The sequence below is a fragment of the Krasilnikovia sp. M28-CT-15 genome, from assembly GCF_047159595.1.
GTDB lineage: Bacteria > Actinomycetota > Actinomycetes > Mycobacteriales > Micromonosporaceae > Actinoplanes.
The window spans coordinates 5,508,608-5,522,570 of sequence record NZ_BAAGAK010000001.1; the positions used below are offsets into that span (position 1 = coordinate 5,508,608).

General features: G+C 73.5%; 13 protein-coding genes. 2 read left to right on the forward strand and 11 right to left on the reverse strand.

Annotated elements, in window-relative coordinates:
- Nucleotides 1–69 precede the first annotated feature (69 nt).
- Nucleotides 70–573, reverse strand: a complete 504-nt coding sequence (locus ACMCNO_RS25300) for a winged helix-turn-helix domain-containing protein (protein WP_412751938.1) — start codon at nt 571–573, stop codon at nt 70–72.
- A gap of 755 nt (nt 574–1,328) precedes the next feature.
- Between ACMCNO_RS25300 and ACMCNO_RS25305 the strand changes: the two genes are divergently transcribed.
- Entirely contained in the window at nt 1,329–1,958 is a 630-nt protein-coding gene (locus ACMCNO_RS25305; RefSeq protein ID WP_412751939.1) for a LysE family translocator, read from the forward strand.
- Between the two features lie 216 nt (nt 1,959–2,174).
- On the opposite strand, the gene ACMCNO_RS25310 is transcribed toward ACMCNO_RS25305, so the two are convergent.
- The 9 genes from ACMCNO_RS25310 to ACMCNO_RS25350 form a co-directional block, all read right to left on the reverse strand.
- Entirely contained in the window at nt 2,175–2,804 is a 630-nt protein-coding gene (locus ACMCNO_RS25310; protein ID WP_412751940.1) for a response regulator, read from the reverse strand.
- Nucleotides 2,801–3,976, reverse strand: a complete 1,176-nt coding sequence (locus ACMCNO_RS25315) for a sensor histidine kinase (protein ID WP_412751941.1) — start codon at nt 3,974–3,976, stop codon at nt 2,801–2,803. Before ACMCNO_RS25315 ends, ACMCNO_RS25310 begins: the two co-directional genes overlap by 4 nt.
- A 5-nt stretch (nt 3,977–3,981) precedes the next feature.
- Nucleotides 3,982–4,437, reverse strand: coding sequence for an ABA4-like family protein (locus ACMCNO_RS25320; RefSeq protein WP_412751942.1), 456 nt, complete (start codon nt 4,435–4,437; stop codon nt 3,982–3,984).
- Between the two features lie 37 nt (nt 4,438–4,474).
- On the reverse strand, nt 4,475–5,452 hold the full coding sequence (locus ACMCNO_RS25325; protein ID WP_412751943.1) for a hypothetical protein: 978 nt from the start codon (nt 5,450–5,452) through the stop codon (nt 4,475–4,477).
- Between the two features lie 82 nt (nt 5,453–5,534).
- Nucleotides 5,535–6,890, reverse strand: coding sequence for an FAD-dependent oxidoreductase (locus ACMCNO_RS25330; protein WP_412751944.1), 1,356 nt, complete (start codon nt 6,888–6,890; stop codon nt 5,535–5,537).
- A gap of 145 nt (nt 6,891–7,035) precedes the next feature.
- The gene (locus tag ACMCNO_RS25335; RefSeq protein ID WP_412751945.1) at nt 7,036–7,161 is read right to left on the reverse strand and encodes a hypothetical protein; all 126 of its coding nucleotides are present in this window, start codon (nt 7,159–7,161) and stop codon (nt 7,036–7,038) included.
- Nucleotides 7,158–8,066, reverse strand: a complete 909-nt coding sequence (locus ACMCNO_RS25340; RefSeq protein ID WP_412751946.1) for a GlxA family transcriptional regulator — start codon at nt 8,064–8,066, stop codon at nt 7,158–7,160. Before ACMCNO_RS25340 ends, ACMCNO_RS25335 begins: the two co-directional genes overlap by 4 nt.
- Nucleotides 8,067–8,225: 159 nt before the next feature.
- Nucleotides 8,226–8,786 carry a hypothetical protein gene (locus tag ACMCNO_RS25345; protein ID WP_412751947.1) on the reverse strand — a complete coding sequence of 187 codons (561 nt, stop codon included), beginning with the start codon at nt 8,784–8,786 and terminating at the stop codon, nt 8,226–8,228.
- Nucleotides 8,787–8,811: 25 nt separating this feature from the next.
- Complete coding sequence (locus ACMCNO_RS25350) at nt 8,812–11,142, reverse strand: putative bifunctional diguanylate cyclase/phosphodiesterase (RefSeq protein ID WP_412751948.1); 2,331 nt, start codon at nt 11,140–11,142, stop codon at nt 8,812–8,814.
- A 169-nt stretch (nt 11,143–11,311) separates the two neighbouring features.
- On the opposite strand from ACMCNO_RS25350, the gene ACMCNO_RS25355 reads away from it, so the two are divergent.
- Nucleotides 11,312–13,456 carry a peptidoglycan recognition protein gene (locus ACMCNO_RS25355; RefSeq protein WP_412751949.1) on the forward strand — a complete coding sequence of 715 codons (2,145 nt, stop codon included), beginning with the start codon at nt 11,312–11,314 and terminating at the stop codon, nt 13,454–13,456.
- A gap of 46 nt (nt 13,457–13,502) precedes the next feature.
- Here ACMCNO_RS25355 and ACMCNO_RS25360 read toward each other — a convergent pair whose 3' ends face one another.
- Nucleotides 13,503–13,886: a sigma factor-like helix-turn-helix DNA-binding protein gene (locus ACMCNO_RS25360; protein ID WP_412751950.1), complete on the reverse strand. Its 384-nt coding sequence runs from the start codon at nt 13,884–13,886 to the stop codon at nt 13,503–13,505.
- Nucleotides 13,887–13,963 lie beyond the last annotated feature (77 nt).

Genomic DNA, 13,963 nt, shown 5'->3' on the forward strand with positions numbered 1-13,963 from the left:
TCAGCCAAGCCACGCATTCCCTAGTAGTACGATAGGGAATGCGGGTTGGTGACGCCAGGGGCGCGCGGGTCACTCGGCCGCGATCACCTGCACCCGGGCCTCGTCGGCCAGCCGGTATCCGACGCCGTAGACCGTGGTGATCAGATCGGCGTCGCCCAGCTTGGTGCGCAGGCGGCTGACGTGCACGTCCACCGTGCGGGCCGTGGTGTGGGTGTGCCCCCACACCTGGGCCAGCAGCTGACTGCGGCTGAACACCTGCTGCGGGTTACGGGCGAAGAAGAGCAGCAGGTCGTACTCGAGCCGGCTCAGCTCCAGTGCCGCGCCGTCGCGGCTCACCGCGCGCGGACGCGGATCCAGCCGGAGGACGCCGGGCCGCGTACGGGCCGCCAGGCCGACCGGTGCCACCGCGGACGACTCCACGACCACCGGCTCGACACCGTCCACGACGACGTCCGCGCGTGGTCCGGCCGCCGCGACCAGATCGTGCAGGGCGGCCAGCACCCGCTCCCCCTCCGGCGAGCCGCCCACGCCGATGGTGACCGTGACGGTGACCGAGCGCGCGTCGTCCGGCAACGGCCGCAGCCGCGCTGTTCGCCGCCGCCCCAACCGCCCGCGCGTGGGAGTGGGACGGGCGGAGCCATGAAGATCGGCGACTGCAAGAACGGACATGGTTTCCTCCGGGTGCTCTGGCCGCCGGCCGGATCTCGAACGACGGCAACAATTCTTATCCCATGTGCGGGATAGGTTTACGGATGCATTCTGCGGTGGAGAGGATGGCTCGACCGGGCGAGGTCACCGGGAGATCAGCGACCGGAGCAACACCGCGCGCTCGCGCATCGCAGCAGGTCAATGGCGAGGCGGGCCGTGAGTTGGGGCTCGTGCAGCCGCATACCGTTCATCGTTGTCAGGCCGGCTTTGGAGGTCAAAGATAATCCACCATGCGGGAATGCGTCACCAGGAAACACTTGCACTGTCACCGGAATGGGTGACGAGGCACACGCCAAATGCATTTTCTCAAGCATCACAGTGGATCGCGACCACCGGTGCGCGGACGCGGCAGCCCGGGGTGGGACCGGAGCCGGGCCAACGAACGACATGGCCCCACTCTGTCCGACCCCACCGGGCCGTGTCAACCATACCCCATAGGTTTACTAGGATATGAGAACGCGGCGGCGCGAATGCGCACCTCGGCAGCGCCGGAGCCGGTCGTCGACACCGCACCGTCTCATGTGGTGGAAGAAACGGGCGGCCCGCCGCAGGTTCGCCCAGAGCCACCGGGCCCGCATTGGCTCTCCCCCGCGCCCGCCTACTGGAGCACGCTGGTTGACATGATCACTTCGTTGCTCGGGGTCGCGGCCGTCGCGCTCGGTATGGTGCTCACGCCAGGACCCAACATGATGTACCTGGTGTCGCGGAGCATCACCCAGGGCCGCCGGGCCGGGATGATCTCGCTGGGCGGCGTGGCGATCGGCTTTCTGGTCTACCTGACCGCGGCGAACCTCGGCCTCTCAGTGATCTTCGTGCACGTCCCGGAGCTGTACGCCGCGGTCAAGCTGGCCGGCGCCGGCTACCTCGGCTGGCTGGCCGTGCAGAGCCTGCGCGGCGCTTCGGTGTTCGAGACCCGCGAGCTGCCGGTCGACTCGCCGCGCCGGCTGTTCACCATGGGGCTGCTGACCAACCTGCTCAATCCCAAGGCGGCGATCCTCTACCTGTCGCTGATCCCGCAGTTCGTGCGGCCGGGCAACGGGCCCGTCCTCATGCAGGGCTTCCTGCTGGGCGGCGTACAGATCGTGGTGAGCCTGACGGTGAACCTGCTCATCGTCGCGGCGGCCGGCACGATCGCGGTCTTCCTCGCCCGCCGGCCCGGCTGGCTGCGGGCGCAGCGGTGGTTCATGAGCACCGTACTGGGCGGGCTCGCGGTCCGCCTCGCCACCGACCGCGCCCCGGCCCACCCGTAGCAGGGGCGCCCCGCGGTCGGCGCCACCGTCCGGGCCCCGCGATCCGCAGCCTCGCCGCCGGCATCGCGAACCCGCTCGATCGGATCCGCCGGAAACCGCCCGCACGCACGCCCGGCGCACGATAGCTTGTACGCAGCAGGGCCGGGAATCCGCCGCCACGGGTTCCCGGCCTTCCTCTGCCGGGTGCTCGACGGGCCGAATCCGGATGCCCCCGGGTCAGGTGACGCCGCGCGCGTACAGGGCCAGGCGGACCCGGTTGGGGCTGTCCGTCTTGGTCATCAGGCTGGTGACGTGGGTCTTCACGGTCGTCACCCCGATGTGCAACCGCTCTGCGATCTCGATGTTGGACAGTCCCTCGGCCACCAGGCCCAGCACCTCGCGCTCGCGGGTGGTCAGCCCGGCGGCCGGACGTGGCTCCTCGACGCGGGCGTCGACGGCCCGTCGCACCAGGCGCCGCAGCACCTGCTGGCTGAACGGGCTGTCCCCGGCCGCGGCCCGCCGGATGCCGTCGAGCAGTTCGGTCGGCGGGGCGTCCTTCAGCAGGAACCCGCACGCTCCGGCGGTCAGCGCCGGGTAGAGATGGTCGTCGTCACCGAACGTGGTGAGCACGAGAATGCGCGCACCCGGCCGTTCGGCGAGGATCCGCCCGGTTGCCGTGATGCCGTCCACGCCGGGCATGCGCAGGTCCATGACGATCACGTCCGGCGCCAGACGGCCCGCCAGCACCACCGCGTCACGGCCGTTGTCCGCCTCACCCACCACGCTGAGGTCGTCCTCGGCGTCGCACAGCATCCGCAGGCCGGCGCGGATCAACGGCTGGTCGTCGACCAGCAGGACACGGATCATCCGGGCCCCGCCGCGGCCGGCAGGGTGGTGTGCACGCGCCAGCCGCCCTCGGCCGGCCCGGCCGTGAGGTGCCCGCCCAGCACCTCCACCCGCTCCCGCATCCCGGTCAGGCCGTGCCCGCCGGAGGGCACCGCGGGCGGTGGGGTGCCCCCACCGTCGTCGCGAACCTCCCACTCCAGGTCTCCGTCGCGCATCCCGACCCGCAGCCGGGCGTGTGCCGACGTACCGGCGTGCTTGGCCACGTTCGTCAGCGCCTCCTGGGTGAGCCGCAGTACCGCCAGCCCGCGTACCGCATCCAGTGCGCCCACGGCCGGGTCGATCTCGGCGTGCACCGTGAGGCCGGCGCGGGCCGCCGTGTCCACCGCGGCCCGCAGGGCGGCCGGCAGCGCCGCCGGTTCGATCGCGGTCAGCGCCGCGTCGGTGCTGTCGGCGCCCGGGTCGCGCAGGACCGCGACCAGGCGGCGCAGGTCGGCCAGCGCGGCGGTGCCGGTGCGGTGCACGTCGTCGAAGACCTCGGCCACCCGGGGGTCGGGGTCGGGCAGCACGTGCTGGGCCACCCCGACCCGCAGCACCATCGACGCGACGTGGTGCGCCACCACGTCGTGCAGCTCGCGGGCGATCGCGCCCCGCTCGGCGGCGCGGGCCTCGCGCTCCTCCGACTCGTGGCGGCGCTGCTGCTCGGCAGCGCGTTCCTCGGCCTGCCGGGCCAGCTCCCGGCTGGTCCGGATCACCAGGCCGAACAGCACCGGCATGCCCACGACGACGACCAGCCGGAGCACCCATTGCGGGAACGCCGACAGCGGCATCCCGACGAAGTCCACCAGGTTCGCGGCGGCCACCACGGCCGCCGCCGCCCAGACCACCCACACCCGGGCCGCGGCCATCGTGACCTCGAGCAACGCCCAGCTCGTGCCGACCTCGTTGATCGTGGCGTCGTCGAGCACCGCCGACGCGACCACCAGCAGCGCGGCCTGCACCAGCAGGTTCACCACCGGACGGCGGTGCAGGACCAGGGCCGCGGCGAACGCGATCACCGCCAGCAGCCACTGCACGGGCGTGGGTTGGCGCCCGGTGTGCGGACCGAAGACCAGGTAGGCGACGCCGCTGAGATCGAGCAGCAGCATCCGTACGCGCGTGTCCCGCGCGTCGAACAGCCGACTGACCCACCCCACGGCGATCAGCCTAGGCGCTGCGCGGCGGCCACCGGCACCGTCACGGGCCGCGGCCACCGGGACCGCAGCACCAGGTACGTCCCCAGCCCGATCGGCCCCAGCAGGATCGTCAACACGAGCACCGGTGAGGTCACCAGCGCGGGGATGCCCCGCTCGCGGGAGTCCAGCCAGGCCCACCGGCCGGCGAACAGATCGAAGCCGATCATGTGGGCCCACGCCGCCGCCGCGCCCCGGTCCGTGCCGAGCAGGTCGCGCACGCTGTCCAGGGTGGGCGAGACGACAGCCGGCAGCACGGTGCCGAGGGCGGGCAACACCAGCACCGCATAGATCACCACGACGGGCAGCACGATCAGCGGCGAGCCGACCACCCGTGCGGTCCACGACCACCGCGGCAGCAGGATCATCAGCGCCCAGAACGGCGCCGCGACCGCGAACGTCAAGGTGAACAACGAACCCGTCATCGCCGTGCCTCCTGTGCCGTGTCCTCGGTGCGGTCGCTCATGACGGTGCCTCGTGTGCCACGCCCTCGAGGCGGGCGGCGCCGACCGTGTCACCGAAGGAGGGTGCCGCCGGGGCGGTGCGGTGGAGCACGGCCACGGTGGCGGCCACGGTCACCGCGGCCAGAGCGCCGAACGCGGCCAGCGTCAGGCCGTCCGGGTGCACGAGCGACTGCCCCCGCAGAGCCTGCCAGGTCAGCAGCACGGTCAGCCCGCCGTACGCGGCACCGGCGGTCAGCATCAGCCGGGCCTGGACGGCGCCGTCCAGGCGGCCCGCGAACCGGCCCAGCAGCAGCGCCAGCAGCGGCATCACCTGCAACGCGTGCAGTCCGACGAAGTGGCCGATGCGCAGGTCCCCGCCGACCGTGCTCCAGCCCACCAGCGGCAGGCCGGGACCGCCGTCGGGCACCCCGACACTGTGCGCGCCGGAGATGCCCGGCGTGCCCGGCGCCGCGGTCGGCAGCACCATCGGGATGGCGGCCGCCATGCCCAGCAGCGACAGCCCGAGCCCGAGGCGGATGCCGTATCCGGCGGCCCGGTCGGCCTGCCGCTGGCGGACCAGGATGACGGTGATCACGAGCTGGGCGGCGAACAGCACCATGATCGCCGTACCCATGGCCTGCCACAACGCCGCGTCGAACGGCGTCGTCTGGTTGTAGTGACTGCTCTGGCCGCGGACCACCTGGCCGATGATGACGGCCATCTCGATGACGGCTGTCGCGACGATCGTGGTGGCCGCCCACTCAGCGACGCGGCTGCGGCGCGGCAGCAGGGACAGCATCCACGCGAGGGTGCCGGCGTATACCCCGAACGACACCGCGAACTTGAACGGCTTGAGCCAGATCGGCACGCCCGTGAGCACCCGCGGGTCCGTGACGATCCCGATCAGGGCGACCACCGCGGCCACCCCCATCAGTGCGGTGAAGACCACCAGGGGCCGGTGCCAGCCGGCCATCCGGCGCGCTGCGAGAGATGTCATGCCATCGATGCTCGCGGCTGCGCCGGGCCGTTTCGTCCGTCCCGGGGCCGCAACCCGCGGCCGCCGGTCGGAGCCGCCCCTCCTACCGCGGTAGGAGGGCCCGGGGCGGCGCGGCCGCCAGCGGGGCGATCAGCTCGACCAGGTCGTCGCGGGTCGGGCCGTCCGGGATGGGCGGACGCCAGCCGCCGGCGTAGATCTCGCGGGCCCGCGGCTCCGCCTCGGCCAGCGAGGACGGCAACGCCCGCATGCTCAGGTACGGCCCGACGACCCGCATGAGCCGCGGGTCGGCCTGGGCGGCCGCGACGATGTGCCCCGAACCCAGGGGTCGGCTCAGGTCGACGTCCTCGCCCGCCCACCGGCGCATCTCGTCCGCGTCCACCGCGAGGTGGTCGAGGAACCAGGGCCGGATCTCCGCGGCGCACCACGCGTCGAAGTCGCGCGTCGCGGCCTCGGCATCGCCGCGGTGCTCGGCCAGCGACCGGACGATCCGGTGCGCCTGCATCAGGCTGGTCGCCATGCCGCGCCCGGCGGTCGGGTTCGTCGTGCACACCGCGTCGCCGAGATGCACCAGGCCCGGCAGCGCCACCCGGCCCGCCTCGTCGAGCTGGCCGCGGTAGGTGTTGTGCAGATGACCACCCGGCAGCACCGGCGTGATCGGCCTGGTCCGCTCCGGCGACGTCCACGCGTCCAGGCCCGGGATCGCCTGGACCGCCGCGTCGAACGCGGCCGTGGTGCGCAGCAGCGCCAGCGCCCGGTCCGTGCTGGGCCGGGCGATCAGCACGGAGACGGTCCGGTTGTCGTGCAGGAACACCCCGGCCAGGTAGCCGCGGAAGCGGACCATCAGCCCCACCGGTGCGTTGACCGGCCCGCGTTCGGCGCCGGGCAGCAGCTCGTACTGGCGCGACACGTACGCCAGGCCGCAGTCGGCGGCCGCGCCGGGCGCCCGCAGGTCGTCCGCGAACCGCCCGCTGCGCCCGGTGGCGTTGAGGACCAGGTCGGCGTCGAGGTCCCGGCCGTCCACCCGCACCCCGCGCGCCCGGCCGCCGCCGCGCAGAACGTCGTCGGCGTGCCCACGGACCAGTGTGACGCCGGGTTCGGCGACCGCCGCGGCGCGCAGCACCCGCTCGAACGTCAACCGGCGGCACTGCATGCCGGCCACCAGCGGGGGGTGGCCCTGGCCGGCCTCCACGATGGTCAGTTCGGCACCCGCCGCCAGCAGCGCGTCGCGCACCTCGGGCAGTTCCGCCTCCAACGCCTCCACGATCTGCTGTCGCAGGCCGTGCGGGTGGTGGAACTGCATGACGCCGCGGCGGTCCCACGACCCGTCCGGCGCTGGGCCGCCGTCGCGGTCCACCACCGTCGCCTGATGCCCCCGGCGAGCGAGAGCGATCGCGGTGAACAGTCCGGTCGGCCCCGCCCCGACGATGGCTGCGTGCATGTCGCCCCCTGATGTTGCGCGCAGCCTATGATCAGGACACCGAACGCGTCAGTCGGAATTCCGTCAGAGCGTGCCGGTCCCGACACGCTCAGTGGGCGCGGCCGCTACGGGACCACGACCGGCCTAGCGCAACCGCCCAACCAGGTCACGTAGGGGATGGGCGCACACCGAGGGTCGGCAGCCAGGCGTGCAAGGCTTCGTCCACCGCGCCCTCGTGATCGAGCAGGGTGCCGTCGAGGTCGAGCAGGACGCCGCGCAGCAGGACGCTCACAGGGTGCGCCCGCGCAGGCGGCGCAGCATCCGGGCGTCGGAGAAGCCGACCGCGCGGGCCGCGGCCTCCACCGTGGCGCCCTGCGAAATCAGGTGTTCGGCGCGTTCCACCCGGAGCAGCTGCTGGTAGCGCAGCGGGGTCTGCCCGATGGCCGCGGTGAACAGCCGGGTCACGGTGCGCTCGCTGACCCCCGCCGTGGCGGCCAGATCGGCCAGCGTCAGGGTCTCGGCGAACCGGGCGTCGATCCGGTCCTGCACCCGGTGCACGGCGTCGCTGAGGTGGCCCCGGTGCCGCAGCATCGCGCTGGCCTGCTGCGCGTCGCCGTTGCGGCGGGCGTACACCACCATCTGCCGGGCCACCCGTGCGGCCGTGGCCGGGCCGTGCCGGACCGCGACGAGGTGCAGCGCGAGATCGATGCCGCTGGCGATGCCCGCGGAGGTCACCACCCGCCCGTCCTCGACGTACAGCACGTCGCGGACCACGGTCGCCCGCGGGTAGCGCCGGGCCAGTTCGTCCTGCACGTCGTGGTGGGTGGTGCAGCGGCGCCCGTCGAGCAGCCCGGCCCGCCCGAGCGCGTCGGCGCCCGCGCAGACGCTGGCCACCACCCCACCGGCCGCGTGGTGCGCGGCGATACGGGCCAGGGTCGGGCGGCCGAACCGCCCCGAACGGGCCAGGGTGGGCGCCCGCCAGCCCGGGACCACGACCAGGTCGTCGCGGGTGAGCGGGGGCCAGTCCAGGTCCGCCTGCACGGTCAGCCCCTGCGCGCTGCTGACCTGCGGGGTGTCGGCGACGTACGCGAGGTCGTACCGGTGGCCGTGGTCCGTGGCGGAGCCGAACACCTGGGCGGGCCCGGCCAGGTCGAGCAGGTGCACCCGCGGCGCCAGCACGAACACCACCCTGCTCACGATCTGGTCACCCGCCCACGGCCGCGCTGGTCAGCTCGTCGACCGTGGCGGACGGCCGACCAGCGCGTATTCGGTGCGGGCCACCACGTCCGTGCTCGGCGGCGTACGAGGGTCGGCCAGCAGGTCCGCCACGCTCTGTCCGGCCGGCGAATGACCGGATCACGTCCGGGACCGGAACGATCCGGTCACCTTCCGCTCACTCGGCAGCTCGACCGGCACCGGCGCGTCGCCCGCCTCGGGGGGCGGGCCCGGTTCGATGCCGAGCTCCTCCCGGGCGGCCACCTCGAACTCGTGCATCAGCAGCGGTACGTGCGCCAGCAGCTCCAGAAACGGCCGGTCGGTCGCGGTGCCGGGGGTCGGGCACCGGCTGTGCAACTGCTCCAGCACCAGGTGTACGGCGAGGGCGGCGCTGCGGGTGGGCGCCGAGGCGATCAGCCGGACCTGCATCAGCGCCGGGCCGATCTCGTCGAAGTAGCGGGCGGGATCAGGCTCGGTGACCCCGGCGGTGTACCCGGCCCGCAGCCGGTGCACCACCCTCTCGTATGCCGCCATCAGCGCGACGTACGCGTCCTTGCGCTCCGTGTACCAGCGGCGCGATGTGCGCCAACGCGTGCGCACACGGCGGCGGTCACGGGCCGTCACGAGCAGCGTCACACCGGCCCCGGCCAGGGCGAATACGGCGGCGACGAGGGGTAGCCCCCACCACGGGATCTCAGCCACCCGACAACGGTAGCGGTGGCGGGGGTCAGACCGTCGCGGGCGGGCGGATCCAGTCGTCCAGGTCGGTGGCCACCTTCGCGGCGCCGTAGTACCAGCCCTGCGCCAGGTCGCAGCCCTGCGACCGGAGCCAGTCGCGCTGCACCTCGGTCTCGACGCCCTCGGCGACGACCCGCAGGTTCATCGCCCCCGTCATGGCGAGCACGGCCCGCACGATGGGTTCGTTGGCACCGCTCTCGCCGACCTCGGAGACGAACGAGCGGTCCAGCTTGACGATGCCGACGGGCAGCCGGTTGAGGTAGCTCAGCGACGAGTAGCCGGTGCCGAAGTCGTCGATGCAGAGTACGACGCCGAGCGCGCGCAGCGAGTGCAGCGTGGCCAGCGCGGTGTCCAGGTCCTCCATGACGCCGGACTCGGTGATCTCCAGCCAGAGCGCCTGCGGCGGCAGGCCGGTCTCGGCCAGGACGTCGCGCACCACGTCGACGAGCGCGCCGTCGCGCAGCTGGCGTACGGAGACGTTGACCGAGACGTGCAGTTCCCGGGCGTCAGCGGGCCGCTCGGCGATCCACCGGGACAGCTGGGTGGCCGATTCGCGCAGCAGCCAGGCGCCCGCCTCGACGATGAGGCCGGTCTCCTCCGCGATCGGGATGAAGTGCATCGGGGAGACCGCACCCAGCTCCGGGTGCCGCCAGCGCATCAGCGCCTCGAATCCCTCCAGCTCCCCGGCGTCGAGGTCCACGATGGGCTGGAAGTGCACGGACAGTTCGCCGCGACCCAGCGCGCCGCGCAGGGCCTGCTCCAGGTTCATCCGGTCGCGCACCTCGTCGCGCAGCGAGGTGTCGAACAGGGCGACGGCGTTGCGGCCGGAGCCCTTGGCCTTGTACATGGCGGTGTCGGCGTCGCGGATCAATTCCAGGGCGTGCGCCCCGCCGAGCGACTTGGCCACGCCGATGGAGGCGGAGATGACCACGTCGCCGACGCTGAGCCGGAACGGACGCACGAACTCGCCGAGCACCCGCTCGGCCAGCGACTCCGCGTACCGGGAGTGTGAGGGGGTGGCGAGGGCGATGACGAACTCGTCCCCGCCGATCCGGCACACCAGGTCGTGCTCGCGTACCTGGGTGCCGAGCCGACCGGCGACCGCGCAGAGCAACTCGTCGCCGATCTGGTGTCCCCAGTGGTCGTTGACCATCTTGAAGCGGTCCAGGTCGATGAAGAGCAGGCTGATCTCCAGCTGCTCGGCGACCGCCCGGTCACCCCAGGTGGCGATGGTCTCGGCCAGCAGTTCGCGGTTGGGCAGGTCGGTGAGCGCGTCGTGGGTGGCGCGGCGGCGGATGGACCGCTCGGCGCGGGCCTGGGAGTTGTTGGCCCGCACGACCCGGGCGAGCACGCCGACGATGAGCAGGGCGCAGAGCACGGACCGGACGGCGGCGTCGACCATGCCGTGCGCCGGCTCCAGCGTGGTGACCACGGTGGGCACGACGACCACGAGCGCGATCAGGAACGTACGGATCTTGCCCAGGTTCTGGGCGATGATCTGCTGCGGCTGGGTCAGCGTCCGCATCGACGGGTGCAGTGCCGACGCCCCGACCAGCAGGAACACGGCAACGAAGACCACATCCACGCTGTGCTGGGAGAGGCCCACCAGCTGGCCGTCGCGCAGGGTGAACAGGAAGTCCCCGGCGAACATTGCGCTGGAGCCGCCGATGAGCAGCCACAGCGCGGGCTGGCGGGCACCCCCGGCCAGGGTGAGCTGGGCGACGAGCACGAGCAGGACCACGTCGATGACGGGGAAGAAGGAGTTCGCCAGCCGCAGGACGTTGACGTCGTCGTGGCCGAGCTGCGGGACGATGACGTACGTCCAGGTCATGAACGCGGTCGCGAGCCCGACGAGCACGGCGTCCACCCGGGCCGGGTCGTCCTCGGCGGCGCGGCGGCGGTGCAGCATGCCCGCGAAGCCGTACCCCATGATCAGGTAGGCGGGGAGCACGAACGCGTCCGGCACCAGGACCATCGGGCCGGGCGGGGTGGCGGCGGCCCCGGGCACGACGGCGCGCAGCACCATGGCCATCACGGTCAGCGACGCCGAGACCAGCAGGCAGCGCCACGGGCCGCGCTGGTCGGGGGCGGCGTTGACGCGCATCCCGTACGTCAGCGCCCAGAGGCCACCCGCCAGCGCGAGCAGCGTGACCGGGCTGCGCAGGACGGCCGGGCCCCAGGCGAGCAGCGCTAGGACGCCGACGCTGGCGCACACGAATACCCAGGCCAGCGTGGTGACGCGGCGCTGGGGCGCCGGCCGGAACTCGCCGGAGGGGGTACGGCTACCGGCCCGCTCGGAGCGCACAGACAGAGAAGGCACGCCTGTCCATCGGCGCGTCGGCGGCCTTTATTACAAATTGTGCGCTCGTGCAGCCAGATTCGGAAAGCGCTCCCCGGCCGGGGGGTGATCACGGCCACCTGATCGACAATGTCTGACATGACCGCGTTGCTCGCTTCATCCTGTATCGGAACCTGCCGACAGGAGATCCGTGGATGTGACTCGGACGAACAATCGGATCGTCGCCGCCGTGACCGGCGCGGCGGCGGCCATCACCGGCGCCGCCGTGGCAGTGACCGCGGCACCCGCGTACGCGGGACCCGCCGCGACACCGGCGCTGCAGACCCTGGCGCTTACGCCCTCCCCCGGCGCCGTGGCGGCCGGGACGACGTTCGCCGCGCCGGGCGCCGCCCGCGCCGAGGCCACCGCGATCACGTCGCGGGTCACGCAGCCGTTCAGCCTGCTCGGGGCGACCTGGACCGATCCGCGCACCCGGCTCGACGGCACCGTGCAGGTCCGTACCCGGGCGACGGCCGACGGGCGGTGGAGCACCTGGCGCACCCTCGAATCGGACGGGACCAGCCCGGCCGCGCCCGGCAGCGTGGATGCGGGCGGGCGCGGCAGCACCGACCCCGTCTGGGTGGGCGACTCCGACGCGGTCGAGGCCCGGGTCACGAACAGTGACGGGGCCCACGCCCTGCCCATGGGCCTTCGCCTGGATCTGATCAACCCGGACGCCGACCTGCCCGCCGCGGCCGTGTCCGCCACGGGCGCCCCGGCGTCCGCCGCGCAGGTGGGCGGCACCGCGTTCACCGGGGCCGGACTCGGCCGCGCGGCTGCGGACACCACCGTCACCGTGCCGCCGCGGCCCGCACCCACCATGGTCGGCCGCGCCGGCTGGGGCGCGAACGAGGCCATGGTCACCGACCCGCCGGAGTACACGACCGACGTGCAGGTGCTGTTCGTGCACCACACCGCGACCAGCAACGACTACTCGTGCGCCGACTCGGCGCGGATCGTGCGCGGCATCCAGGCGTACCACGTCCGCAGCAACGGCTGGAACGACATCGGATACAACTTCCTGGTCGACAAGTGCGGCACCCTGTTCGAGGGCCGCGCCGGCGGCACGAACCGGCCCGTGCTCGGCGCGCACACGCTCGGCTTCAACGCGCACAGCGCCGCCATCGCGGTCATCGGCGACTTCACCAACGTCGCGGCGTCGCTCACGGTGCAGCGGGTGATCGCCCAGGTCGCGGCGTACAAGATCGGAATGTACGGCCATCTGGCCACCGAGCGGACCCCGCTCGTGTCGTCCGGCAGCGACCGCTTCCCCGCCGGCACCCGGGTCTTCCTCAACCGCGTCTCCGGGCACCGCGACACCGGCAGGACGGCCTGCCCCGGCAACACCCTGTACGGGCAACTCCCCACGATCCGCAACCTCGCGGGCGCGGCACCGGGCGCGTTCACCATCGCCCAGATGACCGGCGCGGCGAAGGTCGGCACGGCGTTCTACGCCCGCGGCCCGATCCGCCCCCTGTGGACGACCACCACCCCGACCGCGCTGCTCAACCGCTTCGACGTCATCGTCGACGGCACCGTGGTCGCCTCCGCGCCCCGGGCGTACCGCACCACGCCGCTCATCCTGAACCCGGGCCGGCACCTCGTCACCGTCCGCGCCTACCACCTCTCCGGGCGCGCGGTGAGCCAGACCCGCATCGTGGTCGTCGACCGCACCGCACCCAGGTACGCCGCCGGCCCGGTCGTGGGGCTGCGCGGCGGCCCGCTGGACGGCTCGGTGCCGGTGTGGCTGCGGTGGACCGCCACCGACCCGGGTGGTCTGCGCGCCGTGACCCTGACCCGGCCCAGCGTCGTCGCCCTGGGCACCACCGCGCACGCCTGGGCGAGCACCGCCGCCCCGGCGCGGCCGACGACCTGGTCGCTGCGCGCGTCCGACCGGGCCGGCAACGCCCGCACGGCGTCGGTGACCCGTACGCCGCTGCTGCTCACCGAGCGCGTCACCACCCGCACCGGCCGCTGGGGCACCGTCACCGGCCCGGGATATCTCGGTGGGTCAACCCTGCGCAGCATCACTGCCGGGTCGACCATGACCTGGACCTTCACCGGCCTGTCCGCGTCGCTGGCGGCCACCCGGAGCCCGAGCTCCGGCCGGGTGCGGGTCTACGTGGACGGCCGCAACGCCGGGCTCGTCGACCTGCGCTCGGCCACGACGCGCACCCGGATGGCGGTCTGGGCCCGTTCCTGGTCGGCGAGCGCGACCCACACGGTACGGGTCGTGGTCGAGGGCACGGCCCGGCGCCCGGGCGTCGCCCTGGACGGACTGGTGCTCCTGCGCTGACACACGCCGCGACGCCCGCTCGCGACCCGCACACCGGGCCGCTGGGTCAGTCCGCAGCCAGCCGGCGGTCGAGGACGGCGCGCAACGCCCGCATGGCGAAGTACAGCCGGGACTTGACCGTCTCCACCGGCACGCCGCGGGCGGCCGCCGCCGCCTCCAGGGAGTCACCGCGGTAGAACAGCTCCACCAGCACATCCCGGTGCGTGGCGGACAGTTCGTCCAGCGCCCGGAGCACGGTGGTGCCGGGCGGCGCCCCGGCCGCGCCCGGCCGCGCCCGCCCGGCTCGCGACTGCCCGGCTCGCGACTGCCGGGGGGCACGGGTGGGCGCCCTGCCCGGAGTCGCGGCGATCAGGTCGTCGCGCCGGAGCGCCCGGGCTCCCGGGCTGCCCGCCGGGTCGGACGCCGGCCGGTCGGCGGCGTGGCGGCCCATGCACGCACCTCGCTTCCATGAACCTCGCCTGCCTCGGCCTGCGCCCGGGCCGACCTTCCGCACGTGCTCGCGCTCGC

What these genes read in the sequence shown, in the direction of transcription:
- ACMCNO_RS25305 (WP_412751939.1), top strand. Translation starts at nt 1,329, where the DNA reads ATGATCACTTCGTTGCTCGGGGTCGCGGCCGTCGCGCTCGGTATGGTG.
- ACMCNO_RS25310 (WP_412751940.1), bottom strand. Translation starts at nt 2,804, where the DNA reads ATGATCCGTGTCCTGCTGGTCGACGACCAGCCGTTGATCCGCGCCGGC.
- ACMCNO_RS25320 (WP_412751942.1), bottom strand. Translation starts at nt 4,437, where the DNA reads ATGACGGGTTCGTTGTTCACCTTGACGTTCGCGGTCGCGGCGCCGTTC.
- ACMCNO_RS25325 (WP_412751943.1), bottom strand. Translation starts at nt 5,452, where the DNA reads ATGACATCTCTCGCAGCGCGCCGGATGGCCGGCTGGCACCGGCCCCTG.
- ACMCNO_RS25330 (WP_412751944.1), bottom strand. Translation starts at nt 6,890, where the DNA reads ATGCACGCAGCCATCGTCGGGGCGGGGCCGACCGGACTGTTCACCGCG.
- ACMCNO_RS25360 (WP_412751950.1), bottom strand. Translation starts at nt 13,886, where the DNA reads ATGGGCCGCCACGCCGCCGACCGGCCGGCGTCCGACCCGGCGGGCAGC.